This window comes from Brevundimonas sp. TWP2-3-4b2 (genome assembly GCF_049897345.1).
Classification (GTDB): domain Bacteria; phylum Pseudomonadota; class Alphaproteobacteria; order Caulobacterales; family Caulobacteraceae; genus Brevundimonas.
This window is the reverse complement of record NZ_JAFCWB010000003.1, coordinates 116,600-140,824: the sequence shown is the minus strand read 5'-3', so window position 1 is coordinate 140,824 and position 24,225 is coordinate 116,600. Positions and strand designations below refer to the sequence as shown.

Here is a 24,225-nt window from a genome sequence, read left to right as displayed (position 1 = left end):
ATCCTACGACAAATCGCGCCGTCAAACCTGCATGATCTCGACTTCCTTGGCCCTCAAGGCCTCGTCGATGCGTTTGATGGCCGCATCGGTGTCCTTCTGGACCTCTGTTTCCATCTTCTTCTGCTCGTCCTGGCTGATCTCGCCCGCCTTCTCGGCCTTCTTCAGGTCCTCATTGGCGTCACGGCGAACGTTGCGGACGGATATCTTCTGCTGTTCGGTGTATTTGCCGGCCAGCTTGGCCAGGTCCTTGCGACGTTCCTCGGTCAGGGGCGGCACCGGAATGCGCAGGGTCTGACCGTCGACGATCGGGTTCAGGCCCAGTCCCGCGGCGCGGATGGCCTTCTCGACCGGCCCGACCATGGACTTGTCCCAGACACTGACCGAGATCATGCGCGGCTCGGGCACACTGATGGCGGCGACCGAGTTCAAAGGGGCATTGGAGCCATAGGCCTGCACCTGCACAGGATCCAGCAGGCCGACGTTGGCCCGGCCCGTGCGCAGGCCGTTGAACTCTTCCTTCAGGGCGGACACAGACTTGTCCATGCGGTCGCGGTAGGTCTTGAGGTCGGGCTTGGCCATGGTCGTTTCTCTCGCGTTTTCTTGTCTTTGGCGGCTCAGGCGGCTTTTTTGGACGAGATGACCGTAAAGGTCCCCTCCCCCTTCAACGTCCGACGCAGCGAATTGTGTTCCCGGATCGAGAAGACCACGATCGGGATGCCCGAGTCACGCATCAGGGCGATGGCCGAGGCGTCCATGACCTTCAGGTCTTTCGCCAGCACATCGTGATAGGTCAGGGTCTCGTAACGCGTGGCGGTCGGGTCCTTCTTCGGATCGGCCGTATAGACGCCGTCCACGCTGGTGCCCTTCAGCAGGGCGTCGCAGCCCATCTCGGCGGCGCGCAACGCGGCGCCCGAGTCGGTGGTGAAGAACGGCGCACCCACGCCGGCGGCGAAGATCACCACCCGGCCCTTTTCGAGATGACGCAAGGCCCGGCGGCGCACATAGGGCTCGGCTACGGCGTTCATGGTCAGGGCGCTCTGCACCCGCGTCTGGACGCCGATTTTCTCGAGCGCGGCCTGCATGGCCAGGGCGTTCATGACGGTCGCCAGCATGCCCATATAGTCGGCCGTCGCGCGCTCCATATCGCCGGCGGCCTTGCTCAGTCCCCGGAAGATGTTGCCGCCGCCGATGACCAGGCAGATTTCCACGCCCTCGCGTGCGACGTCGGCCACGGCCTGGGCAACGCCGGCCACCGTCGCCATGTCGATCCCATAGGCCTGCTCGCCCATCAGCACCTCGCCCGAGACCTTCAGCAGGACGCGCTTGTAGAGAAACTCGGGGGGTGCGTCGGGCATGAGGGAGGTCCTGGGCGGCGGATTCGGCTCCTTATAGGAAGCGAACCCGCCCGTTCAAAGGCCTGACTACCCGGATTAGAGCCGAAGAATGATCGTTTCCACGATCGGGCGGCGATCCCAGATCTGCTGGCTGGCCTTCTTCAACGCCCGGGCGACGGCCTGTTCGATGACCATCTCGTCCTCCAGCGATGCGCCCTTGAGCTTCATCACCGCCTGCTCGGCGCGCTCGGCCAGGCTGTCCAGCGAGTCTCCCAGCGGCGATTGTGCATCACCCGGCAGGCCGATGGCGCGGACGTCGATGTCGCTGACGATCTTGCCACGCTTGTCCATGGCGAAGCTGACGATCAGCACACCGTTGGTCGAGGCATGACGACGCTCATTCAGGGCCTCGCCCTGTTCGGTGACCAGACGCCCGCCGTCGACGTACAGCCGGCCGCTCGGGACCTCGTCGATGATGGCAGCCGGCCCGGGAGCCAGACGCACCATGTCGCCATTCCTCGGCGTGACTGTCTCCGGCACGCCCATGTCCTTGGCGAGGTTGGCGTGCTCGGCCAGATGGCGGCGCATGCCGTGGGTGGGCACCGCGATCTGCGGCCGCGCCCAGCGATACATCTGGCGCAGTTCCTCGCGGCACGGGTGGCCGGAGACGTGAATGCCCGGATGGTCCTTCTCGGTGTAGAGGCGCACGCCGCGGTCGGTCAGCTTGTCCTGCAGACGGCCGATGGAGAGCTCGTTGCCCGGGATGACACGCGACGAGAAGATACAGTGATCGCCCTTGCTGAGCTTGATGTAGGGGTGGGTCCCCTCGGCGACGCGCGACAGGGCCGCCCTCGCCTCGCCCTGGCTGCCGGTGCACAGATACAGGATCTGGTCGGCCGGCCAGACGCGGGCCTCCTCGTCCGACAGGAACGGCTTAACGTCGTTCAGCATGCCGACGGACTTGGCCGCCGAGGTGATGCGATGCATCGACCGTCCCGCCAGCGAGACGCGCCGCCCGGCCGCCTCGGCGGCGCGGATCACGCTGTCCATACGGGCCACGTTTGAGGCGAAACAGCCCACCGCGATTCGGCCCTTCAGACCGCCGATCAGATCGATCAGAGCGTCGCGGACGCCGCCTTCGGAGCCCGCCGATCCCTCGACGAAGACGTTGGTGGAATCACAGACCATGGCCAGGACACCGTCATCGCCCAGGCGGGTGATGGCACCCGCATCGGTGACCTCGCCGATGATGGGATCGTCGTCGATCTTCCAGTCGCCGGTGTGCAGCACCGTGCCCAGCGGCGTCTTGATGGCCAGGCCGTTCGGCTCGGCGATCGAATGGGTCATGGTGACGAAGGTCACCTCGAACGGCCCCAGATCGACGGTGCCTCCCAGCGGCACCTCGATCAACTGGACCTGATCCAGAATGCCCGCCTCGCGCAGCTTCTCGCGGATCAGGAAGGCGGTGAAGGGCGTGGCGTAAAGGGGTGCCTTCATCCGCGACCACAGCCAGCCCAGGGCCCCGATATGGTCCTCATGCGCGTGGGTCAGGACGATGCCGCGGATCGTCTCGCCTTCCAGGAAGGCCGGATCGGGCACGATCACGTCCACGCCGGGCGTCGACAGGTCGCCGAAGGTCACGCCCACATCGACCACGAGCCACTCGCGGTTCGCCTCGGGGCCGTAGCCGTAGAGGTTCAGGTTCATACCGATTTCGCCCGACCCGCCCAGCGGCAGGAAGACGAACTCGTCGTTGGTTTTCTTTTTCATGTGTCCTTTAGATGGGTGTTCCGCCGCCAGATTTCGAGCAGGCCGCGGATGGTCAGGTCCGGATCAAACCGGTCGATTGAATCTGTTGCGCCTTCGAACAGCGAGGCGACCCCGCCGGTTCCGATGACCGTCATGGGCTTGCCCCACTCGGCCTTGATGCGCGCAACCAGGCCTTCGATCAGGGCGACATAGCCCCAGAATACGCCCGATTGCATGTTGGAGACGGTGTCCTTGCCGATCACCCGGTCCGGCTTCTGGATGGCGATACGGGGCAACATTGCGGCGGCCTCATGCAACGCCTGCAGCGACAGATTGATCCCCGGGGCGATCAGACCCCCCTCGAAAGCCCCGTCAGCGGCCACGACATCGAAGGTGGTGGCGGTGCCGCTGTCGATCACGATCAGGTCGCCGGGATAGAGCAGGTGCGCGCCGATGGCATTGACCAGCCGGTCCGCCCCGGCCTCGCTCGGCTTGGTGATCCGCGCGGTCATGCCGAGGTCGACATTGTCGCCGACGACCAGGGGTTCGACCGACAGATAGCGGCGCGCCAGGTTGCGCAGGTTGAAGATCGACTGCGGCACCACGCTGGAAATGATGCAGCCGTCCAGTTGGCTGATCGACAGGCCGCGCATGGAAAGAAGCTGGCTCAGCCAGACGGCGTATTCGTCGGCGGTGCGGTTGGCGTGTGTGGCCGTGCGCCACTGGGCGACCCATTCGGTCCCGTCATGCACCGCAAACAGCGTGTTGGTGTTGCCCTGCTCGATCGCCAGAAGCATTACGCGGCCTCCCCGAAGAAGACATCGCCGGCCGAAATCAGCCGCAGCGAACCGTCCGCCAGTCTCAGTTTCAGCGCGCCGTCCGGTGCCACGCCCTCGGCCCGTCCCTCGACGGTCTCGCGGCCCAGCCGGGCCACCGCCGGCCCGTCCAGCCCCGGTGTCCGGGCCTGCCAGGCGTCAAGGATCGGCTGGAAGCCCAGCGTTTCCCAACGCTCCATCCAAACCGCGAAGGCCTCGGCCAGGGTCGCAGCGGCGGCTTCGACGGTCGGCGGCACCGTCACGTCACCGCGCAGATGATGCACCAGCGCCGTCGCGGGCCGCTCGGTCGCCTGCGGGGCATGGGCCAGGTTCACCCCGATCCCGACCGCCAGCCACAGGCCCCCGGTCTGATGGGCCCCGGACTCGACCAGGACGCCCGAGACCTTGTCACCCGCCAGCATCACGTCATTGGGCCATTTGATCGTGACCAGGGACGGCGGCGCAAAGGCATCGATCAGGTCGGCGACGGCCAGTGCGGCGACAAACGTCACCTGCGCCGCTTCGGCCGGCGGTTTTCGGGTCAGTTGCAGCAAGGTGGAAAACAGGTTTCCCCCTTCGCTCTCCCAATTGCGCCCTCGCCGTCCGCGACCGGCGGTCTGACGGCGCGCGACGATCCACAGCGGTCCCGTCTCGCCCGCGTCGGCGCGGCGGCGGGCGTCCGCATTGGTCGAGTCGGTCTCCTCCAGCAACAGGATCGGGGCGGCGGGCATCGCGCCCTATCCGGCTCCGAACCCGACGGCGGCGGCCCGGCTCAGGGGCTCGATCCACGTCAGACCGACGATCACCAGCGGGAAAGAGAAGGCCGCGGCGACCCAGGCGATGGTCTTCGCCTCGATCGGCGAAGCATCCGTCGGCTCGATGCCCTCGGGGGCCTTGTCGAACCACATCAGCTTGATGATCCGCAGATAGTAGAAGCCCGCCACGACCGAGGCGACCAGGCCCGCCGCACCGACCATCCAGTAACCGGCGTCGGCGGCCGCACCAAAGACGTAAAACTTGCCCCAGAAGCCCGAGAACGGCGGCATGCCCAGGACCGACAGGCATAGCGCGGTCAGGGCCAGGGCCGTCACCGGCTTGTCCCTGCGCAGACCGGCAAGGTCCGAGATCTGCCGGATCGGCCTGCCACCGCGCGACAGCGACAGCAGGATGGCGAAAAAGCCGAACTGGTCGATCACATACAGGGTCATGAAAACCAGCATGGCCTGGATGCCCGCCGTCGTGCCGGCAGCAATGCCCAGAAGGGCGTAGCCGATGTTGGCGATCGACGAATAGGCCAGCAGGCGCTGGAGATCCTTCTGCGCCAGACCGCCGAACGCGCCGACAGCGAAGCTGATCAGCGAGATCAGGATCAGCACCTGCGCCCACTGGTCGTGCGATCCGGCGAAGGCGCCCTCCAGCGTGCGGGCGATCAGCACCATGGCCGCGACCTTGGGCGCGGTGGCGAACAGGGCGACGACGGGCGTGGGCGCGCCCTCATAGACGTCGGGCGTCCACATGTGGAATGGCGCGGCCGAAACCTTGAACGCCAGACCGCAGATCAGGAACACCAGCCCGAAGATCAGGCCCGGCGACGGGTTGGTCGCGGCATAGGCGGCGATCTCGTCGAACCGCATCGAGCCCGAGAAGCCGTAGATCAGGCTGGCCCCATAGAGCAGCAGGCCCGACGACAGGGCCCCAAGCACGAAATACTTCAGCCCGGCCTCTGAGGCCTTGAGGTCGTCGCGGTGGAAGGCGGCCAGCACATACAGGGCCAGCGAATGCAGCTCGATGCCGATGTAGAGCGAAATCAGATCGCCCGACGACGCCATCATCCCCATGCCGGCCGAGGCCAGCACGATCAGGATCGGGTATTCGAACCGCGCGATCCGCGCCCGCTGCATCCAGCCGCCGCCGAGGATGATCGCCACCGCGCTCGACAGGAAGATCACCGCCTTGCCGTACACGGCCAGTGGATCGGCGACATAGGCCCCGTTAAAGGCCCGCCCCAGCGGACCCGTCACGGTGACGGCGGTTGCGGCGACCAGCAGGGCCACAGACAGGATCGACACCAGCCGCGCGCTCTTCTCGCCCATGAAGGCGCCGAGCATCAGCAGCACCAGGCCGCCGACGGCCAGCGTCGCTTCCGGAGCGGATAGGTGAAGGGCGGAAATCAGGTCAGGCATGATCGTCTCACCCACCGATCGCGATACGATAGGCGGAAGTCAGGGCCTCGACCGAGGCGGCGGTATAGTCCAGCACCAGACCGGGCTGCACGCCCAGCCACAGGGTGCCGATGATCAGCGGCGCGAAGATCAACAGCTCGCGCTTGTCGATGTCGGTGATGGCCTTCAGCGCCGGATTGGTGATCTCGCCGAACATGACATTGCGGTACAGCGTCAGGGCATAGACGGCCGAGAAGATCACGCCGGTCGCCGCGAACAGCGCTGTCCAAGTCGACACGCCATACACGCCCGTCATGGTCAGGATTTCGCCGATGAAGCCCGATGTGCCCGGCAGGCCGACATTGGCCATGGTGAACATCAGGAAGATGGCCGCGAACCAGGGCATCCGGCTGGTCAGACCGCCGTAGAAGGCGATCTCGCGGGTGTGCATCCGGTCATAGACCACGCCGACGCAGAGGAAGAGCGCGCTCGAGATCAGGCCGTGGCTCAGCATCTGAAACACTGCGCCCTGAACGCCGAGGGCGTTGCCGGCGAAGATACCCATGGTCACGAAGCCCATGTGCGCCACCGAGGAATAGGCGATCAGCTTCTTGATGTCCGTCTGACGGAAGGCGACCAGCGAGGTGTAGACGACGGCGATGGCCGACAGGGCGAAGACCAGGGGCGCAAACATCTTCGACGCGTCCGGGAACATGGGCAGGTTGAACAGGATGAAGCCGTAGCCCCCCAGTTTCAGCAAGATGCCGGCCAGGATCACCGAGCCTGCCGTCGGGGCCTGCACGTGGGCGTCGGGCAACCAGGTGTGCACCGGCCACATCGGCATCTTCACCGCGAACGAGGCGAAGAAGGCCAGCCAGAGCAGCGGCTGAACCGAGGGGCTGAAGGCGTATGCCTTGAGGTCTGGAATGCTGGTCGTGCCCGTCTCGGCCGCCATCCACAGCATGGCCAGCAGCATCAGCACGGACCCCAGCAGGGTGTAGAGGAAGAATTTGTACGAGGCATAGATCCGGTTCGCCCCGCCCCACACGCCGATGATGATGAACATCGGCACCAGGGTGCCTTCGAAGAAGATGTAGAACAGGAACAGGTCCAGCGAGGTGAACACCCCGATGACCAGCGTCTCCAGCACCAGGAAGGCGATCATATAGTCGACCACGCGGTCAGTGATCGTCTTCCAGCTGGCCAGGATGCAGATCGGCATCAGGAAGGCCGTCAGCAGCACGAACAGGATCGAAATCCCGTCCACGCCCATGTGGTACTGCGCACCCGCGAACCAGTCTTGCCGCTCCACGAACTGATAGGCCGCGCTCGACGGATCGAAGGTCGCCACCAGCACGGCCGAAACCGCCAGGGTCACCAGCGTGGCCGCCATGGCGATCCAGCGCGCCGCATTGTCAGCCGAACCCTTGTTGACCAGGCGCGCCAGCAGGATCAGGCCGGCACCCACCATGGGCAGGAAGGTGACGAGACTGAGGATGTAGGGGATCTGGGGCAAGATCAGGCTCCCCACGTGAAGATGGCAAAGGCGAGGAAACCGGCCAGGCCGAGCAACATCACGAAGGCGTAGAAATAGACATAGCCGGACTGGAACCGGGCCAGACCGCCCGCGAACATCCGCGACACCCAGGCCATGCCGTTGGGTCCGCCACCGTCGATGATCTTCACGTCGCCGATCTTCCAGAACAGGTCGCCGAGCGCCTTGGCACCGCGCACGAACACGGCGTCATACAGCTCATCGAAATACCATTTGTTGTAGAGGAAGGCGTGGATCACGCTGCCCCTGTCGGCCATCCGGCGGGCCATGCCTTCCTTGAGGACATAGAGCCAGAAAGCGGCGAAGGTGCCGATCAGCGTCAGGATCAGCGGCGACCATTTCACCCACGTCGGAACGTCGTGGCTCTCGTGCAGGACGTAATTGTCCGGCCCGGTGAAGATCGCCCCGCGCCAGAACGCATGCTCGCCATCACCGATGAAATGCGGTGCGAAGGCGAAGCCTGCCGCGACGGCCCCGACGGACAGCAGGATCAGCGGAACCAGCATCACCCACGGACTCTCGTGCGGCTTCAGCGGACCATGATGGCCGTGGTCGTCATGGGCATGCCCGTCGTCGGCGTGCGTGTCGGCGATCGGCTCGGAGTGGGTCTCCAGCTGGGCATGGGAGGCGTGGTCGTCATGGGCGTGATCAGGCGCATGCTCGTCGTGATGCGCGTCCTTCCAGACAGGCGTGTTGTGGAAGGTCATGAACACCAGACGCCACGAATAATAGGCCGTCAGGCCCGCGGCGAGGATGCCGATCATGAAGGCGAACAGGCCCATGGCGCTGTGGCCGCTGGAGAACGAGGCAAAGGCGCTCTCGATGATCGAGTCCTTGGAGTAGAAGCCCGCGAATCCGCCGACGCCGGGGATGCCCAGGCCGGTGATGGCGATGGTGCCGATGGTCATCACCGCATAGGTGACCGGCAGCAGCTTCCACAGCCCGCCCATCTTCCGCATGTCCTGCTCGTGGTGCATGCCGTGGATCACCGAGCCGGCCCCCAGGAACAGCAGGGCCTTGAAGAAGGCGTGGGTGAACAGGTGGAACATGGCGGCCTGATAGGCGCCGACGCCCGCCGCAAAGAACATGTAGCCCAGCTGCGAACAGGTCGAATAGGCGATGACCCGCTTGATGTCGTTCTGCGCCAGACCGACCGTGGCCGCGAACAGGGCGGTCACCGCCCCGACCAGGGCGACAATCGCCGAGGCGACCGGCGCATATTCGAAGATCGGGCTCAGCAGACAGACCATATAGACGCCGGCGGTGACCATGGTCGCGGCATGGATCAGCGCCGACACGGGAGTCGGGCCCTCCATCGCGTCCGGCAGCCAGGTGTGCAGGAAGAACTGGGCCGACTTGCCCATGGCGCCGATGAACAGCAGGAAGGCCGCCAGATCGATCGCCGACCAGGTGTGGCCCAGGAACGCCCAGCCCGTGCCCGCCTTCGAGGCGATCATCGGGAACAGCTCGGCGAACTGGATCGTGCCGAACATCCAGAAGACGGTGAAGATGCCCAGGGCAAAGCCGAAGTCGCCGACCCGGTTGACGACGAACGCCTTGATGGCGGCGGCGCTGGCGGTCGGCTTCTTGTACCAGAATCCGATCAGCAAATAGGACGCCAAGCCCACCCCTTCCCAGCCGAAGAACAGCTGCATGAAATCGGCGGCCGTCACCAGCGCCAGCATGGCGAAGGTGAACAGCGACAGATAGGCGAAGAACCGCGGCTTGTCGGGGTCCTCGGACATATAACCCCAGGAATACAGGTGCACGAGCGATGACACCGTGGTCACCACCACCAGCATGGTCGCCGACAGGGCATCGATCCGGATCGACCAGACGGACTGGAAGTCGCCGACATTGATGAAGGGGAACAGCTCGACGGTGAAAGCCTGAAGACCGCCCCAGGTCCACTGGCTGAACACCGTCCAGGACACGGCGCAGGCGAAGAACAGCAGGCCCGTGGTGATGGATTTTGAAATCAGGTCGCCGAGCCGGCGGCCCGACAGGCCGACGATGACCGCGCCGAGCAGCGGGGCGAAGACGCCGAGGGTTACGAGGGTCTCGATACTCACGGTCAGCCCTTCATAACCGAGGCGTCGTCAACCGCGATGTCGCCGCGGTTGCGGAAGAAGGTCACCAGGATGGCCAGACCGACGGCGGCCTCGGCGGCGGCCACGGTCAGGACGAACATGGCCATGATCTGCCCCTGCACGTCATTGAGATAGGCCGAGAAGGCGACGAAATTGATGTTCACGGCCAGCAGGATCAGCTCGATCGACATCAGGATGATGATGACGTTCTTGCGGTTCACGAAGATGCCGAACACGCCGATGGTGAACAGCATGGCGGCGACCGCCAGATAGTGTTCGAGGGTGACGACCATCAGACCAGATCCTCGGGGGTAATGCCCGCGCCGGTCGTGACCGACTTCACTTCCATCGCCGTCTTCGCGTCGCGGCCGACCTGGCGCGCGACGTTCTGGCGTTTGATGTTGGGCTTGTGGCGAAGGGTCAGGACGATGGCCCCGATCATGGCGATCAGCAGCACGATCCCCGCCGCCTGGAAGACATAGACATAGTCCGTGTACAGAACGCGTCCGATAGCCTCGACATTGGACATTTCCGCCGTCGACGCGACCGGCCCGATGGCGTCGGCTGCCGCGCCGCCGCTGACCACGGTCAGCGAGATCATGATCATCTCGGCCAGCAGGATCCCGGCCACGATCATCGCCAGCGGCAGATAGCGCGCATAGCCCTCGCGCAACTTCACAAAGTCCACGTCCAGCATCATGACGACGAACAGGAACAGCACCGCCACCGCGCCGACGTAGACGACGACCAGCAGCATGGCCAGGAACTCGGCCCCCAGCAGGACGAACAGCCCCGCCGACGAGAAGAAGGCCAGGATCAGCCAAAGCACACTGTGAACAGGGTTCCTGGCCGTGACGACCATCAGGCCACCCAGCACGGCGACCGCCGAAAGAATATAGAAGGCCAGGCCTTGCAAGAGCATCGCGCAATCGGCTCCTAACGCCTTGCCGGCGAGCGAAGCGGCGGCCAGCGAATCGTTCAGACAAAAACCGAAACCCGGTTGCGAATCCCGCCCGGAATGCCTCGGAAAGCGCGCGACTTCTAACCGCCGCCGGGGCCTTTGCAAAGACCGAATACGACGGCCGACAACCGCGCCTTCCCATCTTGCCCCGGGGGGGCCGCGGTCCCAGTTTGGAGAGCAGGCAAGGAAACCGTCATGAGTGAAGAACGCGACTATCTTCTGGGCACTCATGACGGCGAGGTCGAGCGTCTCGGTCTGCAACACCGGGTCTGGCGGCCGCGCGTGCTGGACGCGTGGCGGCGGGCGGGAATCACCGTCGGCTCGAAGGTTATCGACGCCGGGGCCGGTCCAGGTTGGGCCAGTCTGGATCTGGCCGAGATCGTCGGAGCCGGGGGCCGCGTTCACGCCCTGGAGCGATCGGCCCGGTTCGTCGATGTGCTCAGTCGATCCGCCGAAGCGCGGGGTCTGCGCAACATCGACGCCGCGACCGTGGACCTCGTCACCGACCCCCTGCCCGCCGCCGGCGCAGACGCCTTCTGGATTCGCTGGGTCCTGGCCTTCGTCAGCGATCCGGCACTGGTGCTGGCCAAGCTGCACGCCGCCCTGCGCCCCGGGGGGGTGGCGGTGATCCACGAGTATCTCGATTACAACACCCTCGCCATACTGCCTGACCAGCCGGCGATGGAGGAGTTGAAGCAGCTTGTGGTCGAGGACTGGCGCGCGACCGGCGGCGAGCCCAACATCGGTCGCGCCCTGCCCGCCCTGCTGCCCGCCGCAGGCTTCCGCATCCGCTCGATGCAGCCGATCGTCGAGACGGTGCGCAAGGGCGATCTGGTTTGGCAGTGGCCGGCGACCTGGGGCCGCAACTATCCGCGCCATCTGGTCGAGGCCGGCAAGGTCGACCAGGCCTGGGCCGATCGCGTCACCGCCGCCTTCGACGCCGCCGAGGCCGATCCGAACGCGGTGATGATCACACCGATGGTGCTGGAGATCATAGCCGAGAAGATCTGAGTCCGTCTCCTCCTCGCAGTGCGGGGAGGAGCCCGGTCACCGGTAAGGCGCGTCGAGTTCCAGATTCTTCGCGATCAGCCGTTCCCAGCGGTCGCCGTTCGCGAGCAGTCGATCCTTGTCGTACAGCAGCTCTTCGCGGGTCTCGGTCGTGAACTCGGAGTTCGGCCCCTCGACGATGGCGTCCACCGGGCAGGCTTCCGCGCACAGGCCGCAGTAGATGCATTTGACCATGTCGATGTCGTAGCGGGTCGTGCGGCGACTGCCGTCGGCGCGCGGTTCGGACTCGATGGTGATGGCCTGGGCCGGGCAGATCGCCTCGCACAGCTTGCAGGCGATGCAGCGTTCCTCGCCGTTGGCATAGCGGCGCAGGGCGTGCTCGCCGCGGAAGCGCGGCGACTGCGGATTGCGCTCGAACGGATAGTTTACGGTCGCCTTGGGGCGGGCCATGTATTTGAACGACAGGCCGATCGCACCGATGGCGTCGATCAGCAGCGCGCCCTTCGCGGCCTGGACGAGACGGTTGAACATTAGGGTCTGGCTCCGGACACGCCGCGGCAAAGCTCTTCCTTGCGCGGGTCGTCCTCTTTTGTGATGCGGCACAGGCGTTCGCGCTCGGCCTGCCGGCGCTGGATGCCTTCCTGGCGCCGTTCCCACTGATAGACCGACACGGGATCGGCCTCATAGGTCGGGATGGTGCAGGCGCTGGTCATGGCTGCCAGCAGCCCGAGGATCAGGATCCGGCTCATGCACCCACCGCGAACACGCGCCAGGCGGCGACCACGACGACGCAGACCAGCGAGGTCGGCAGGAAGATCTTCCAGCCCAGCCGCATCAGCTGGTCATAGCGGTAGCGCGGCACGAAGGCCTTCACCAGGGCGATGAAGAAGAAGACGACGACGATCTTGGCGAGGAAGGTGACCAGATAGATCGCCTGTTCCAGCCAGCCCGGCAGGGCGTCAAGCCAGTCCTGCGGCACGCCCGGGTTCCAGCCGCCGAGGAACAGCAGGCTCATCATGGCGCACATGAAGACGATGTTGGCGTATTCGCCGATCATGAACAGCAGATAGGGGGTCGAGGAATATTCGACCTGGTAGCCGGCCACCAGTTCCGACTCGGCCTCGGGCAGATCGAACGGCGGGCGGTTGGTCTCGGCCAGGGCCGAGACGAAGAAGATCACCGCCATCGGGATCATCACCACAATGGTCGGCCAGGTCCCTGCCCCGCCGCCGAAGGCGAACCAGTTCCAGAACATGCCCTGCTGCTGTGTCACGATCGACGACAGGTTCATCGTCCCGGCCAGCAGGATCACGTTGATGATCACCAGACCGATGGACACCTCATAGGACACCATCTGCGCCGCGCTGCGCAGTGACCCCAAGAACGGATACTTCGAGTTCGAAGCCCAGCCGCCCATGATGATGCCGTACACGCCGAGGCTCGAGATGGCGAAGATGTACAGGATGCCGACGTTCAGATCCGAGATCACCCAGCCCGGCGCAAACGGAATGGCTGCCCAGGCGATGAAGGCGAGGATGAAGGTCAGCAGCGGCGCAAGAAGGAAAACAAGCTTGTCGGCACCGGCCGGGACGATGATTTCCTTGAGCACGAATTTGAAGAAGTCGGCGAACGACTGCAGCAGGCCGAAGGGCCCCACCACGTTGGGGCCTTTGCGCATCTGCACGCCCGCCCAGATCTTGCGGTCCGCCAGCAGCAGGAAGGCCAGCGAGATCAGGATGCCGACGGTGACGATCAGAATCCCGCCGATGGTGGCGAGGGTCCAGCCGAGCGGAGTGGTCCAGAATTCCATCGGGCCTTACTCCGCCGCCATGGCGACCGGGGCGATCCGCAGGGCGGACAGCTCGGCCATGGTCACGCTGGCGCGCGTGATCGGGTTGTTCAGATAGGGGTCGCGCACCGCCGAGGTGAAAACGACGTCGCCGAGATCGCCCTTCTTGCCCAGCGCGCCGACGTCGAACGCTGCCGGGGTCGGCAGGTAGTCGATGCGGCCGAAGGTCGGATGATCGGCCATCAGCTTCGTGCGCAGCGCGTCCAGGGTATCGTACGGGAGGGTCTGGCCGACCTTGGCCGACAGCGCCCGCAGGATGGCCCAGTCCTCTTTCGCCTGCCCCTTGGGGAAGACGACGCGTTCGGCCATCTGCACCCGGCCCTCGGTGTTCACATACAGGCCCGACTTCTCGGTATAGGCCGCGCCCGGCAGGACCACGTCCGCGCCGTGCGCGCCGCGGTCGCCGTGGCTGCCCAGATAGACGCGGAACGCCTTCGACGCCGTCGGATTGACCTCGTCGGCACCTAGCAGGAACAGCACGTCCAGGGCGTCCGGCTTCAGCATGGCCGACACCGTCAGCCCGCCCTCGCCCGGCACGAAACCCATGTCCAGACCGGCCACGCGCGATGCGGCGGTGTGCAGGACGTTGAAGCCGTTCCAGCCTTCGGAAATCACGCCGACCTTTTTGGCCAGTGCACCGATCGCGTTCAGCACCGCCGGCCCGCCCTCACCCGCCAGGGCTCCGCCGCCGACGATGATCGCCGGCCGCTCGGCCTTCATCAGCGCGTCCAGAGCGGCCTTGGGCAGTTTGGCCAGCGCCTTCGAGCCGGCGCCGAGCCAGCTGTAGTCATAGGTCAGTTCCGCCTGATCACCGATCAGGCCGATCTCCGATGCGCCCGCCAGCCACGCCTTGCGCAGCCGGGCGTTCAGCAGCGGGGCCTCGGTGCGCGGGTTGGCCCCGATGATCAGCACGGCGTCGGCCTTCTCGACGCCCGCCAGACCCGAGTTGAACAGCCAGCTCTCGCGCGGGCCATGGCCCAGCGGTGACCCGTCCTGACGGCAATCCGTATTGTTCGAGCCGAGGGCGCGGAACAGGTCCAGCGCCGCCTTCATCGATTCCGCGTCCTGCAGGTCGCCGGCGATGACGCCGATCCGGTCGGCCGGGGCCGCCGTCAGCCTGGCCGCAACGACGCCCAGGGCCTCGTCCCAGGACGCTGCGCGCAGCTTGCCATTCTCGCGCACATACGGCTGGTCCAGCCGTCGGGCCTGCAGGCCGTCGACGGCGTAGCGGCTGACGTCGGACAGCCACTCCTCGTTGATGCCCTCGTGGACACGCGGCAGGATGCGCATCACCTCGGAGCCCTTGGCATCGGCGCGGATGTTCGAACCCAAGGCGTCCATCACGTCGATGGTCTCGGTCTTCTTCAGTTCCCACGGGCGATAGTGGTACTGCCACGGCCGGTGGGTCAGGGCACCGACGGGGCACAGGTCGTTGACGTTGCCCGACAGTTCGCTGTCGACCGCCTTTTCCAGATAGGTCGTGATCTCGGCGTCCTCGCCGCGCGAGATCATGCCGATGTCCGGCACGCCCGCCACTTCGGTCACGAACCGCACGCAGCGGGTGCACTGGATGCACCGCGTCATGAAGGTCTTGATGGTCGGACCCATGTTCTTTTCTTCGACCGCGCGCTTGTTCTCGGCATAGCGGGAACCGTCGCGGCCGTAGCCCATGGCCTGGTCCTGCAGGTCGCACTCGCCGCCCTGGTCGCAGATCGGGCAGTCCAGCGGGTGGTTGATGAGCAGGAACTCCATCACCCCTTCGCGCGCCTTCTTGACCATCGGCGTGTCAGTGAAGATTTCCTGGCCCTCGGCGGCCGGCAGGGCGCACGACGCCTGCGGCTTCGGTGGTCCGGGCTTCACCTCGACCAGGCACATGCGGCAGTTGCCGGCGATCGACAGCCGCTCGTGATAGCAGAAGCGCGGAATCTCGTGCCCGGCGCGCTCGGCGACCTGGAGCACGGTCATGCCGGGCTCGAATTCGGTTTCTACGCCGTTGACCTTGGCGACGGGCATCAGCGGGCCTCTTGCTCAGCAGCCACGGAATAGGTTTCCGTCGCGGTGCTCCCATCGGGGAGCGTCGTGTTGATGGTGATGGCGTCGCCGTCAAGGACGAAGCGCGCCACGGGGTCGCCGGACTGGTTCATCCAGCGGTCCTGTGCGGGATTGGTCGCGCCGACCGGCTTCCAGGTGACGATGTCGCCGTCGACCCGGCACTGGGCCCGGCGGCGGCCGCCATCGACCGGCGCGCGCCACGAGGCGTTGGCGACCTGGCCTTCCAGGCCGTCGATCTGGATGTCCTGCAGGCCCTGACCATGGATCGCGGCCAGACCGGCGCGACACACGCGGCGCAGGTTGGCGGCGGTCAGCACGACCGGCACGCTGGCCTCGGCGTCGGACGCCGGGTTCCCGGCCGAGACCGTCTCGGCCGGCGTCGGTGCGGGCGAGTTCGCGCGCTCGCCGCAAGCGGCGAGAGCCACAACGGTCCCGAACATGACGGCGTGCGCGCGCATCCCTACTCCGCCGCGATCGCGTGGCCGGCGAAGTTCGCACGGCGGCTGCGGTAGGAGGCGATGCGCTCCTCGATCTCGTGGCGGAAATGCCGGATCAGCCCCTGCACCGGCCAGGCGGCGGCGTCGCCGAGCGCGCAGATGGTGTGGCCCTCGATCTGGGTCGAGACCTCCAGCAGCAGGTCGATTTCGGACGGGTCGGCCTCGCCGACGGCCATCCGCTCCAGCACCCGCCACATCCAGCCCGTACCCTCGCGGCACGGCGTGCACTGGCCACAGCTCTCATGCTTGTAGAAATAGCTGATGCGGGCGATGGCGCGGACCAGATCGGTCGACTGGTCCATGACGATCACCGCCGCCGTGCCGAGGCCCGACTTCATGTCGCGCAAGGAGTCGAAATCCATCAGCGCGACTTCCGACATCTCGCGCGTGATCAGCGGCACCGAGGAGCCGCCCGGGATGATGGCCTTCAGATTGTCCCAGCCGCCGCGCACGCCGCCGCAATGGTCTTCCAGCAGCTGACGCAGCGGGATCGACATCGCCTCCTCGACATTGCACGGCCGGTTCACATGGCCGCTGATCGACATGATCTTGGTGCCGGTGTTGTTCGGCCGGCCGAAGCCCGCGAACCACTCGGCCCCGCGGCGCAGGATGGTGCCGACCACCGCGATCGACTCGACGTTGTTCACCGTGGTCGGACAGCCGTACAGACCCGCGCCGGCCGGGAACGGCGGCTTCAGCCGCGGCTGGCCCTTCTTGCCCTCGAGCGACTCCAGCAGCGCCGTCTCCTCGCCGCAGATATAGGCCCCCGCGCCGTGGTGGATATAGACGTCGAAATCCCAGCCATGGACGTTGTTCTTGCCGATCAGCTTGGCCTCATAGGCCTGCTTGACCGCGGCCTCCATGCGCTCGCGTTCCAGCACATATTCGCCGCGCAGATAGATGTAACAGGCGTGCGCCTGCATCGCGAAGCTGGCGATCAGGCAGCCCTCGATCAGCAACTGCGGATCGTGGCGCATGATCTCCCGGTCCTTGCAGGTCCCGGGTTCGGACTCGTCTGCGTTGACGACCAGATAGTGCGGCCGGTCCTTCACCTCTTTCGGCATGAAGGACCACTTCAGACCGGTCGAGAAGCCAGCGCCGCCGCGGCCGCGCAGGCCCGAATTCTTGACGTTGGCGATGATCCAGTCCCGACCGAGGTCGAGCATGTCCTTGGTCGCGTTCCACGCGCCGCGCTTCTTCGCCCCCTCGAGGCCCCAGTCCTGGAGCCCGTACAGGTTGGTGAAGATGCGATCCTTGTCTTCGAGAATTCCGACCATGATTCAGTCCATCTCCGCCATGCGGCGGCGGTGATAACGCGTACGAAGGAAGATGGCCGCCAGCATCAGCGCCCAGCCGAAGGCCAGACCGGCATAGCCCGCCCATTGCACGGCCGGGCCCGCAGCCCCGGCAAAGCTCGCGGACCAGACCGCGATCGCCCCGAGAACGACGAGGGCGAACCCGGCCAGGCGTTGGTTACGGCCGACCGTGCGCAGTTCGGCACGGTACTCGGCGATCTTCGCATCATCGGACAGATCGGGCTTGGCCATCACAAACACCCGTTCATCCCGGCGAAAGCCGGGAACCAGTTCTTTGGGCGATCGGTGGTGCCGCTGACCCGCCCGGCCAGTCCCATGCACCCAGCCTCATGAAAGGACTGGGTCCCGGCTTTCGCCGGGATGAGCGGAGTGACAACGATCATGCCGTCACCGGATCGGAGTTCGGCAGTTTCTTGATCGTCTTGCCCGCCGTGCCGTCATAAAGTTTCGGATCGGTCAGGGTCAGGGCCCCGCCCTCGGGCTCGGAGCTGGCGCGGCCGACGCGCGAGCCGGGCTTCGGTTTCTTGCCGGCGGCGAAGTCGTCGATGATCTGGCCCATCGTCTCGGCCGTCAGGTCTTCGAAATAGTAGTCGTTGATCTGGGCCATCGGTGCATTGGCACAGGCCCCCAGGCATTCGACTTCCTGCCAGGTGAAGCGGCCGTCGGCGCTCAGCGTGTCCTTCGGACCGATCTTCTTCTTGCAGACGTCCATCAGGTCGCCCGCGCCGCGCAGCGCGCAGGGCGTCGTGCCGCACACCTGGATCAGCGCGCTCGTGCCGACCGGCTCGAGCATGAACATGGTGTAGAAGGTCGCGACCTCCAGCACCCGGATATAGGGCATGGCCAGCAGCTCGCCGATGGCGCGCAACGCCGGCTCGGGGCACCAGCCCTCCTGCTTCTGCACCAGCCACAGGATCGGGATCACCGCCGACTGACGGCGGTTTTCGGGATATTTGGCGATCCACCAGTCGGCCTTAGCCTTCGTCGCCTTCGAGAAGGCGAACGAGGCGGGCTGTACCTTGGCGAGACGACGAACGCTCATCAGACTTCCATTTCAGAGGCGACGACGCCTTCGCCCATCATTTTCTTGCGGATGGTCAGCACCTTGTGCTGTCCCTGCCGGCTCAGCAGGAAATTGTGCTTCCACGTCTCCCCGCCGCTGTCGGTCACCGTATAGCCGACCACCGCCCAGCCCTGCCGGACCGCGTCGCTCAGAGGTTTGTCGGTCACCGGGCCGGCTCCGACGCGGCTGGAGTCCTCTGGAACGGCAAATAGTCCGCGCGGGTGATCTGACAGTTCTGCACGCGATAGATGACGACGGCCCGTCCGCCGCCCTGCGCCCACGAAACCGTCTCATCGTCGACGACGTAGTCGCCGGAAACGATCCGGGTCTCGATGACCACCTCTGCCGGTCCCCGCGTTGCGAAGGCCTGGGCGTAGCGCGCCTGGATAGCCTCGCGGCCGCTGAACGTCACCACGCCCGGGTGATCCGCCATCACCGCGTCGGCGGCATAATGGGATGCAAACGCCTCCGCGTCGCGCGCGCGCCATGCGGCGAGCTGCTGGTCGACGACGGCAGCGGGATCGCAGTCGAACATCACCGGTCGACTTCCCCGAACACGATGTCCAGCGAGCCGAGAATGGCTGACACGTCAGCCAGCATGTGGCCGCGGTTCATCCAGTCCATCGCCTGCAGCGAGCGGAAGCCGGGGGCCGAAATCTTCACCCGGTACGGCTTGTTGGTGCCGTCCGAGACCAGATAGATGCCGAACTCGCCCTTCGGGGCCTCGACCGACGCGTAAACCTCGCCCACCGGCGTCTTGAAGCCTTCGGTGTAGAGTTTGAAGTGGTGGATCAGCGCTTCCATCGACCGCTTCATCTCACCGCGCCGCGGGGGGACGATCTTGTTGTCCTCGACCATCACCGGCTCGCCGGGGCAGTTGCGCAGTTTGTGGATGCACTGCTCCATGATCCGGACCGACTGCTTCATCTCCTCGATGCGGCAGAGGTAGCGGTCCCAGCAGTCGCCGTTCTTGCCGACCGGAATGTCGAACTCCATCTCGGCGTAGCATTCGTAGGGCTGCGACTTGCGCAGGTCCCACGGAATGTCCGAGCCGCGCAGCATCACCCCGGTGAAGCCCCAGTCCAGCGCCTGCTGTTTCGACACCACGCCGATGTCGACGTTGCGCTGTTTGAAGATGCGATTCTCGGTGACGAGGGATTCGATGTCCTTCAGCGCCGCCGGGAACTCGAGGCACCAGCGGCCGATGTCGTCGATCAGGGCGTTGGGCAGGTCCTGATGCACGCCGCCGGGGCGGAAATAGTTGGCGTGCAGACGCGCACCCGAGGCGCGCTCGTAGAACACCATCAGCTTCTCGCGTTCCTCGAAGCCCCAGAGCGGCGGCGTCAGCGCGCCCACGTCCATGGCCTGGGTGGTCACGTTCAGCAGGTGCGACAGGATCCGGCCGATCTCGGAATACAGCACCCGGATCAACTGGGCGCGGTACGGAATATCGAGCCCCAGCAGCTTCTCGATGGCCAGGCAGAAGGCGTGCTCCTGGTTCATCGGCGCGACATAGTCGAGGCGGTCCAGATACGGCACGTTCTGCAGATAGGTCCGCGCCTCCATCAGCTTTTCGGTGCCGCGGTGCAGCAGGCCAATGTGCGGATCGACGCGCGTGACCAGCTCCCCGTCCAGCTCCAGCACCAGACGCAGCACGCCATGGGCGGCCGGGTGTTGCGGGCCGAAATTAATCGTGAATTTGCGGTCGTCCAGCGCGCGGGCGTGTTCGGTCAGACCGTCGTCGAAGATGTCCGTGGCCCCGATCGGCAGGGGCGTGTTGTGGCCGTCAGCCATCAGCGGAATCCTCGTCGTGCAGCCGTGTCTTGCGGGTCAGGGCCACGACCCAGCCCAGAGCCAGGGTCAGCACGCCCATGCCCGAGACCGCGGCCGTCGAGAGCTCCCAGTTGCCGGTCAGCACCGCCAGCGCCAGCGGCGTCGACAGCAGCACCGCCGAAGCGCCCAGCAGCGCGCTCTGCAGCTCGCCGGGGGTCAGCCGGCGAATGCCAGCGCCGACGGCCAGACAGACCACAGCGACCATGATGGCCACGCCGAGAGCCTGAAGCTGCTGGGCGGGGATCTCCGGCGCGCGCGTGAACCAGCCGGTCAGCCGGGCACCGAGGGTAAACAGGAACGCCGTCGAGAAGGTCACCAGGAAGAAGAATGACGCCGAACGGATCGCTGCACGATTCATGGCCATGGATCACCGCGCTTTCTCGTCCCCTGGCAGAACGGTCGCCGGGTATTCGGCACCTTCCCAAGGCGACAGGAAGTCAAAGTTCCGGAATTCCTGTGTCAGTTTTACGGGTTCGTAGATCACCCGCTTCTGTTCCTCGTCGTACCGGACCTCGACATAGCCGGTCATGGGGAAGTCCTTGCGCAGCGGATGTCCCTGGAAGCCATAGTCGGTCAGCAGCCGGCGCAGGTCCGGATGGCCCTCGAACAGCATGCCGTACATGTCGAACGCCTCGCGCTCGAACCAGTCGGCGCAGGGGAAGACACCGACGGCGCTGGGTACCGGCTGGACCTCGTCGGTCGTCAGCTTGACCCGCACCCGCACGTTCCGCGTCATCGACAGCAGGTGATAGACCACCTCGAAGCGCTCGGCCCGATCGGGGAAGTCCACCCCGCACAGATCCAGCAACTGCTGGAAGCCGAACCGGTCCTTCAGCGACGTCAGCACCGACAAAATATTGCCCCGCGTGGCGATCAGCGTCAGCTCGCCGAACGCGATCTGCGCCTCGACGCCCAGCTCGCCGACCATCTCGGCACCCAGCGGTGTCAGCGCGGTCTCGATCTCTTCAACACGAGCGAGCGCGTTCATCGGTCGATCGTCCCTGTCCGCCGGATCTTCTTCTGCAGCTGCAACAGCCCGTAAAGAAGCGCCTCCGCTGTTGGCGGGCAGCCCGGTACATAGACGTCTACAGGAACAACACGGTCACAGCCGCGCACTACACTGTAACTATAGTGATAATACCCGCCGCCGTTGGCGCATGAACCCATCGAGAGCACATAGCGTGGGTCCGGCATCTGATCGTATACTTTACGGAGCGCCGGAGCCATCTTGTTCGTCAGCGTGCCGGCCACGATCATCAGGTCGGATTGCCGCGGGCTGGCGCGCGGGGCCATGCCGAACCGCTCCATGTCGAAGCGCGGCATCGAGGCCTGCATCATTTCCACGGCGCAGCAGGCGAGACCGAACGTCATCCACATCAGCGACCCCGTCCGGGCCCAGTTGATGACGTCGTCCAGCGAGGTGGTGATGAAGCCGCGCTCGCCCAGTTCGGCGTTCACGGCCTCAAAGAATTTGTCGTGGATGGCAGGGTCATAGCCCTCGACCGACGAACGGGCGCCGGTGTTGAACATGGTCGTGCTCATCGGCCCTGCCAGGCGCGAGGACGCCGGCCCCACGGGCGAGGCGCCCTGGTTGCCGACCCCGATCAGCGGGACGGTGTTGGTCGTCACTCCCATTCGAGCGCGCCCTTCTTCCATTCGTAGATGAAGCCGACGGTCAGCACGCCCAGGAAAACCATCATCGACCAGAAGGCGAACACCATGCCCGCCTGCGACAGGTCGAACATCGACACGGCCCAAGGGAACAGGAAGGCGACTTCCAGATCGAAGATGATGAACAGGATGGACACCAGATAAAACCGGACGTCGAACTTCATCCGCGCATCGTCGAAGGCGTTGAACCCGCACTCATAGGCCGACAGCTTCTCCGAGTCCGGGTTCTTCGGGGCCAGCACCCAGGCCGCGAGCATGAAGCCGAGCCCAAGCACGGCCGCGATCCCCGTAAAGATCACGATCGGCAGATATTCAAGAAGGAATGCATTCATCCTGGGGGACCTTGTCCGCCTTTGAAGGGAGGGGCGGATTCGGCGCTTTCTAGCCCCGGAACCGCGCCCGTTCAAACCCCCGTTCGACCCCATATGACGAAAGGTTTTTCTTGAGAACGGTTCGCAGTTTTTGGGACAGCGTGTCGCAGGCCCGGCACCTTGCCTCGAAACACCCGCTCACGCCCTATGGCCCCTCATCCAGGGATCGTCGGGGAGGGACGCATGGCCATGGGAAACCGGGTGCTGAACGGCATCGAACGCATCGGCAACCGGCTGCCCGATCCCGTATTTCTTTTCCTGTGGCTGATCGGCGCACTGATCGTTCTCAGTCTGGTCGGAGCCGGCCTCGGCTGGTCTGCGGTCAATCCCGTGACCGGAGACACGCTCGTCGCCGAAAGCCTGCTGTCGCCTGCCAATCTTGAACGACTGCTCATCGGCATGCCCTCGACCCTGACGAACTTTCCGCCGCTCGGGATCGTGGTCATCATCATCTACGGTGCCTCGGTGGCCGAGCGTAGCGGCCTGTTCGCGACGGCTATCCGCGGCGCGTTGCTGAACGCGCCGAAAGCGATGTTGACCCCTGTCATCGTGATCACCGGCATGGTCTCGCATCACGCCTCGGACGCCGCCTATGTGGTGGTGATTCCTCTGGCCGCCGTCATGTTCGCCGCCGCGGGTCGTCATCCCCTGGCCGGCCTGGCCGCGGCCTTCGCGGCGGTGTCCGGCGGCTACGCCGGCAATCTGTTCCCGGGTGCCCAGGACGCCTTGTTGCTCGGCATAACCGAGCCCGCCGCGCGTCTGATCGATCCTTCCTACTCCGTGAACATCGCGGGCAACTGGTTCTTCATCGTCGGCGTCGTGATCGTCTTCACCCCGATCGTCTGGTTCATCACCGACCGGATCATCGAGCCTCGCCTCGGACCCTGGGCACCGAAAGGCACGTCCTCGCCGACCGCGGACGAGAAGCAACCCCTGTCCTCCGACGAGAAACGTGGCCTGGCATTTGCGGGTCTGGCGGTCGTCGCAATGATCGCCCTGTGGGCCCTGATATCCGCCCTGCCCGGCTCGCCCTTCGTCGACCCTGACGCCGATCCCCAGGAGCGGTTCAACCCGCTCTTCAAGTCCCTGGCCGCCTTCTTCGCCCTGACGTTCTTCGTGTCGGGCGCGGCCTTCGGCTTTGGCGCGCGCAGCGTCACCAGCCACCGGGATCTGGTCCGGATGATGGGAGAGGGCATCATCCAGCTGGCTCCCTATCTGGTCCTGGTCTTCTTCGCCGCCCATTTCGTGGCCATGTTCAACTGGTCGGGTCTCGGCCCCATCCTGGCGATCAACGCCGCCGAACAGCTGCGCCAGATCAACATGCCCGCGCCGTTGTTGTTGATCAGCGTCGTCCTCGTCTCCTGCTTCTTTGACCTTTTCGTCGGTTCGGCCTCGGCCAAATGGTCCGCGCTCGCCCCCATTGTGGTGCCCATGTTCATGCTGCTCGGCATCAGCCCGGAGATGACCACGGCGGGCTACCGCATGGGCGATTCGGTGACCAACATCGCCACCCCGCTGATGAGCTATTTCCCGCTGATCCTGACCTTCGCCCAGCGCTGGGATCCGAAATTCGGTCTTGGATCGCTGATGTCGACCATGCTGCCCTATGCGGGAGCCTTCCTCGTGGCGGGTCTGACCATGGTGGCGCTGTGGGTCACGCTGGACCTGCCGCTGGGTCCGGGCGTCGGCGTCTACTATGAGCCACCTGCCCCTGCGGTCGCCGTTCAGTTACCCGCCGATGGCGGTATCGCGGGCCCGGTCGCCCCGCCCGAGGCCGCCGCCGTGGCGGGGCCGGGGGTCAGGGCACGATGAGCGTCGTTTTCCTCTCCAGACTCGCTTGACAGTGCGAGCCCCCCCCGCCTAAACGACGCCCCTCGCCGCGACGCAACGTTCAGCGCC

Annotated in this window: 27 protein-coding genes; 2 read left to right on the top strand and 25 right to left on the bottom strand. The window is 65.5% G+C overall.

The window, feature by feature from the left end:
- Nucleotides 1–21: 21 nt before the first annotated feature.
- The 10 genes from frr to ACP7AS_RS07655 all read right to left on the bottom strand — a co-directional run bounded on the left by frr (nucleotide 22) and on the right by ACP7AS_RS07655 (nucleotide 10,627).
- Nucleotides 22–579, bottom strand: coding sequence for a ribosome recycling factor (gene frr / locus ACP7AS_RS07700; protein ID WP_426028284.1), 558 nt, complete (start codon nucleotides 577–579; stop codon nucleotides 22–24).
- 35 nt (nucleotides 580–614) lie between these two features.
- Nucleotides 615–1,355 carry a UMP kinase gene (gene pyrH / locus ACP7AS_RS07695; protein WP_426028283.1) on the bottom strand — a complete coding sequence of 247 codons (741 nt, stop codon included), beginning with the start codon at nucleotides 1,353–1,355 and terminating at the stop codon, nucleotides 615–617.
- Nucleotides 1,356–1,430: 75 nt separating this feature from the next.
- The gene (locus ACP7AS_RS07690) at nucleotides 1,431–3,104 is read right to left on the bottom strand and encodes a ribonuclease J (RefSeq protein ID WP_426028282.1); all 1,674 of its coding nucleotides are present in this window, start codon (nucleotides 3,102–3,104) and stop codon (nucleotides 1,431–1,433) included.
- Nucleotides 3,101–3,880 (bottom strand): type III pantothenate kinase, encoded by a 780-nt coding sequence (locus ACP7AS_RS07685; protein ID WP_426028281.1) that lies wholly within the window; start codon nucleotides 3,878–3,880, stop codon nucleotides 3,101–3,103. Before ACP7AS_RS07685 ends, ACP7AS_RS07690 begins: the two co-directional genes overlap by 4 nt.
- Nucleotides 3,880–4,629: a biotin--[acetyl-CoA-carboxylase] ligase gene (locus ACP7AS_RS07680; RefSeq protein WP_426028280.1), complete on the bottom strand. Its 750-nt coding sequence runs from the start codon at nucleotides 4,627–4,629 to the stop codon at nucleotides 3,880–3,882. The genes ACP7AS_RS07685 and ACP7AS_RS07680 overlap by 1 nt, the downstream gene beginning before the upstream one ends.
- 6 nt (nucleotides 4,630–4,635) lie before the next feature.
- Nucleotides 4,636–6,081: an NADH-quinone oxidoreductase subunit NuoN gene (nuoN, locus tag ACP7AS_RS07675; RefSeq protein WP_426028279.1), complete on the bottom strand. Its 1,446-nt coding sequence runs from the start codon at nucleotides 6,079–6,081 to the stop codon at nucleotides 4,636–4,638.
- A gap of 7 nt (nucleotides 6,082–6,088) precedes the next feature.
- Nucleotides 6,089–7,567: an NADH-quinone oxidoreductase subunit M gene (locus ACP7AS_RS07670; protein ID WP_426028778.1), complete on the bottom strand. Its 1,479-nt coding sequence runs from the start codon at nucleotides 7,565–7,567 to the stop codon at nucleotides 6,089–6,091.
- Nucleotides 7,568–7,578: 11 nt separating this feature from the next.
- A complete protein-coding gene (nuoL, locus tag ACP7AS_RS07665; protein ID WP_426028777.1) occupies nucleotides 7,579–9,681 on the bottom strand; it encodes an NADH-quinone oxidoreductase subunit L in 2,103 nt (700 codons plus the stop codon).
- Between the two features lie 8 nt (nucleotides 9,682–9,689).
- A complete protein-coding gene (gene nuoK, locus ACP7AS_RS07660) occupies nucleotides 9,690–9,998 on the bottom strand; it encodes an NADH-quinone oxidoreductase subunit NuoK (RefSeq protein WP_426028278.1) in 309 nt (102 codons plus the stop codon).
- A complete protein-coding gene (locus ACP7AS_RS07655; protein ID WP_426028277.1) occupies nucleotides 9,998–10,627 on the bottom strand; it encodes an NADH-quinone oxidoreductase subunit J in 630 nt (209 codons plus the stop codon). Before ACP7AS_RS07655 ends, nuoK begins: the two co-directional genes overlap by 1 nt.
- Before the next feature lie 234 nt (nucleotides 10,628–10,861).
- Here ACP7AS_RS07655 and ACP7AS_RS07650 point away from each other — a divergent pair, with 234 nt between their 5' ends.
- Nucleotides 10,862–11,677 (top strand): methyltransferase domain-containing protein, encoded by an 816-nt coding sequence (locus ACP7AS_RS07650; RefSeq protein WP_426028276.1) that lies wholly within the window; start codon nucleotides 10,862–10,864, stop codon nucleotides 11,675–11,677.
- A 36-nt stretch (nucleotides 11,678–11,713) separates the two neighbouring features.
- On the opposite strand, the gene nuoI is transcribed toward ACP7AS_RS07650, so the two are convergent.
- The 15 genes from nuoI to ACP7AS_RS07575 all read right to left on the bottom strand — a co-directional run bounded on the left by nuoI (nucleotide 11,714) and on the right by ACP7AS_RS07575 (nucleotide 22,287).
- A complete protein-coding gene (nuoI, locus tag ACP7AS_RS07645; RefSeq protein ID WP_426028275.1) occupies nucleotides 11,714–12,205 on the bottom strand; it encodes an NADH-quinone oxidoreductase subunit NuoI in 492 nt (163 codons plus the stop codon).
- Nucleotides 12,205–12,423, bottom strand: a complete 219-nt coding sequence (locus tag ACP7AS_RS07640) for a hypothetical protein (protein WP_426028274.1) — start codon at nucleotides 12,421–12,423, stop codon at nucleotides 12,205–12,207. The genes nuoI and ACP7AS_RS07640 overlap by 1 nt, the downstream gene beginning before the upstream one ends.
- On the bottom strand, nucleotides 12,420–13,484 hold the full coding sequence (gene nuoH / locus ACP7AS_RS07635) for an NADH-quinone oxidoreductase subunit NuoH (RefSeq protein WP_426028273.1): 1,065 nt from the start codon (nucleotides 13,482–13,484) through the stop codon (nucleotides 12,420–12,422). The genes ACP7AS_RS07640 and nuoH overlap by 4 nt, the downstream gene beginning before the upstream one ends.
- Before the next feature lie 6 nt (nucleotides 13,485–13,490).
- On the bottom strand, nucleotides 13,491–15,536 hold the full coding sequence (nuoG, locus tag ACP7AS_RS07630; RefSeq protein ID WP_426028272.1) for an NADH-quinone oxidoreductase subunit NuoG: 2,046 nt from the start codon (nucleotides 15,534–15,536) through the stop codon (nucleotides 13,491–13,493).
- Complete coding sequence (locus ACP7AS_RS07625; RefSeq protein ID WP_426028271.1) at nucleotides 15,536–16,033, bottom strand: hypothetical protein; 498 nt, start codon at nucleotides 16,031–16,033, stop codon at nucleotides 15,536–15,538. The genes nuoG and ACP7AS_RS07625 overlap by 1 nt, the downstream gene beginning before the upstream one ends.
- A 2-nt stretch (nucleotides 16,034–16,035) precedes the next feature.
- Complete coding sequence (gene nuoF, locus ACP7AS_RS07620) at nucleotides 16,036–17,349, bottom strand: NADH-quinone oxidoreductase subunit NuoF (protein ID WP_426028270.1); 1,314 nt, start codon at nucleotides 17,347–17,349, stop codon at nucleotides 16,036–16,038.
- A gap of 3 nt (nucleotides 17,350–17,352) precedes the next feature.
- Complete coding sequence (locus ACP7AS_RS07615; protein WP_426028269.1) at nucleotides 17,353–17,619, bottom strand: hypothetical protein; 267 nt, start codon at nucleotides 17,617–17,619, stop codon at nucleotides 17,353–17,355.
- A gap of 148 nt (nucleotides 17,620–17,767) precedes the next feature.
- On the bottom strand, nucleotides 17,768–18,430 hold the full coding sequence (nuoE, locus tag ACP7AS_RS07610; RefSeq protein WP_426028268.1) for an NADH-quinone oxidoreductase subunit NuoE: 663 nt from the start codon (nucleotides 18,428–18,430) through the stop codon (nucleotides 17,768–17,770).
- Nucleotides 18,430–18,618, bottom strand: coding sequence for a hypothetical protein (locus ACP7AS_RS07605; RefSeq protein ID WP_426028267.1), 189 nt, complete (start codon nucleotides 18,616–18,618; stop codon nucleotides 18,430–18,432). The genes nuoE and ACP7AS_RS07605 overlap by 1 nt, the downstream gene beginning before the upstream one ends.
- Nucleotides 18,615–18,986: an SgcJ/EcaC family oxidoreductase gene (locus tag ACP7AS_RS07600; RefSeq protein ID WP_426028266.1), complete on the bottom strand. Its 372-nt coding sequence runs from the start codon at nucleotides 18,984–18,986 to the stop codon at nucleotides 18,615–18,617. The genes ACP7AS_RS07605 and ACP7AS_RS07600 overlap by 4 nt, the downstream gene beginning before the upstream one ends.
- On the bottom strand, nucleotides 18,986–20,245 hold the full coding sequence (locus ACP7AS_RS07595; RefSeq protein ID WP_426028265.1) for an NADH-quinone oxidoreductase subunit D: 1,260 nt from the start codon (nucleotides 20,243–20,245) through the stop codon (nucleotides 18,986–18,988). Before ACP7AS_RS07595 ends, ACP7AS_RS07600 begins: the two co-directional genes overlap by 1 nt.
- The gene (locus ACP7AS_RS07590) at nucleotides 20,238–20,648 is read right to left on the bottom strand and encodes a hypothetical protein (protein ID WP_426028264.1); all 411 of its coding nucleotides are present in this window, start codon (nucleotides 20,646–20,648) and stop codon (nucleotides 20,238–20,240) included. Before ACP7AS_RS07590 ends, ACP7AS_RS07595 begins: the two co-directional genes overlap by 8 nt.
- A gap of 3 nt (nucleotides 20,649–20,651) precedes the next feature.
- The gene (locus tag ACP7AS_RS07585; RefSeq protein ID WP_426028776.1) at nucleotides 20,652–21,245 is read right to left on the bottom strand and encodes an NADH-quinone oxidoreductase subunit C; all 594 of its coding nucleotides are present in this window, start codon (nucleotides 21,243–21,245) and stop codon (nucleotides 20,652–20,654) included.
- Nucleotides 21,246–21,268: 23 nt separating this feature from the next.
- Complete coding sequence (locus ACP7AS_RS07580; RefSeq protein ID WP_416173301.1) at nucleotides 21,269–21,940, bottom strand: NuoB/complex I 20 kDa subunit family protein; 672 nt, start codon at nucleotides 21,938–21,940, stop codon at nucleotides 21,269–21,271.
- Nucleotides 21,910–22,287 (bottom strand): NADH-quinone oxidoreductase subunit A, encoded by a 378-nt coding sequence (locus tag ACP7AS_RS07575; protein WP_426028263.1) that lies wholly within the window; start codon nucleotides 22,285–22,287, stop codon nucleotides 21,910–21,912. Before ACP7AS_RS07575 ends, ACP7AS_RS07580 begins: the two co-directional genes overlap by 31 nt.
- A gap of 222 nt (nucleotides 22,288–22,509) precedes the next feature.
- Here ACP7AS_RS07575 and ACP7AS_RS07570 point away from each other — a divergent pair, with 222 nt between their 5' ends.
- Nucleotides 22,510–24,138 carry an AbgT family transporter gene (locus ACP7AS_RS07570; protein ID WP_426028262.1) on the top strand — a complete coding sequence of 543 codons (1,629 nt, stop codon included), beginning with the start codon at nucleotides 22,510–22,512 and terminating at the stop codon, nucleotides 24,136–24,138.
- Nucleotides 24,139–24,225 lie beyond the last annotated feature (87 nt).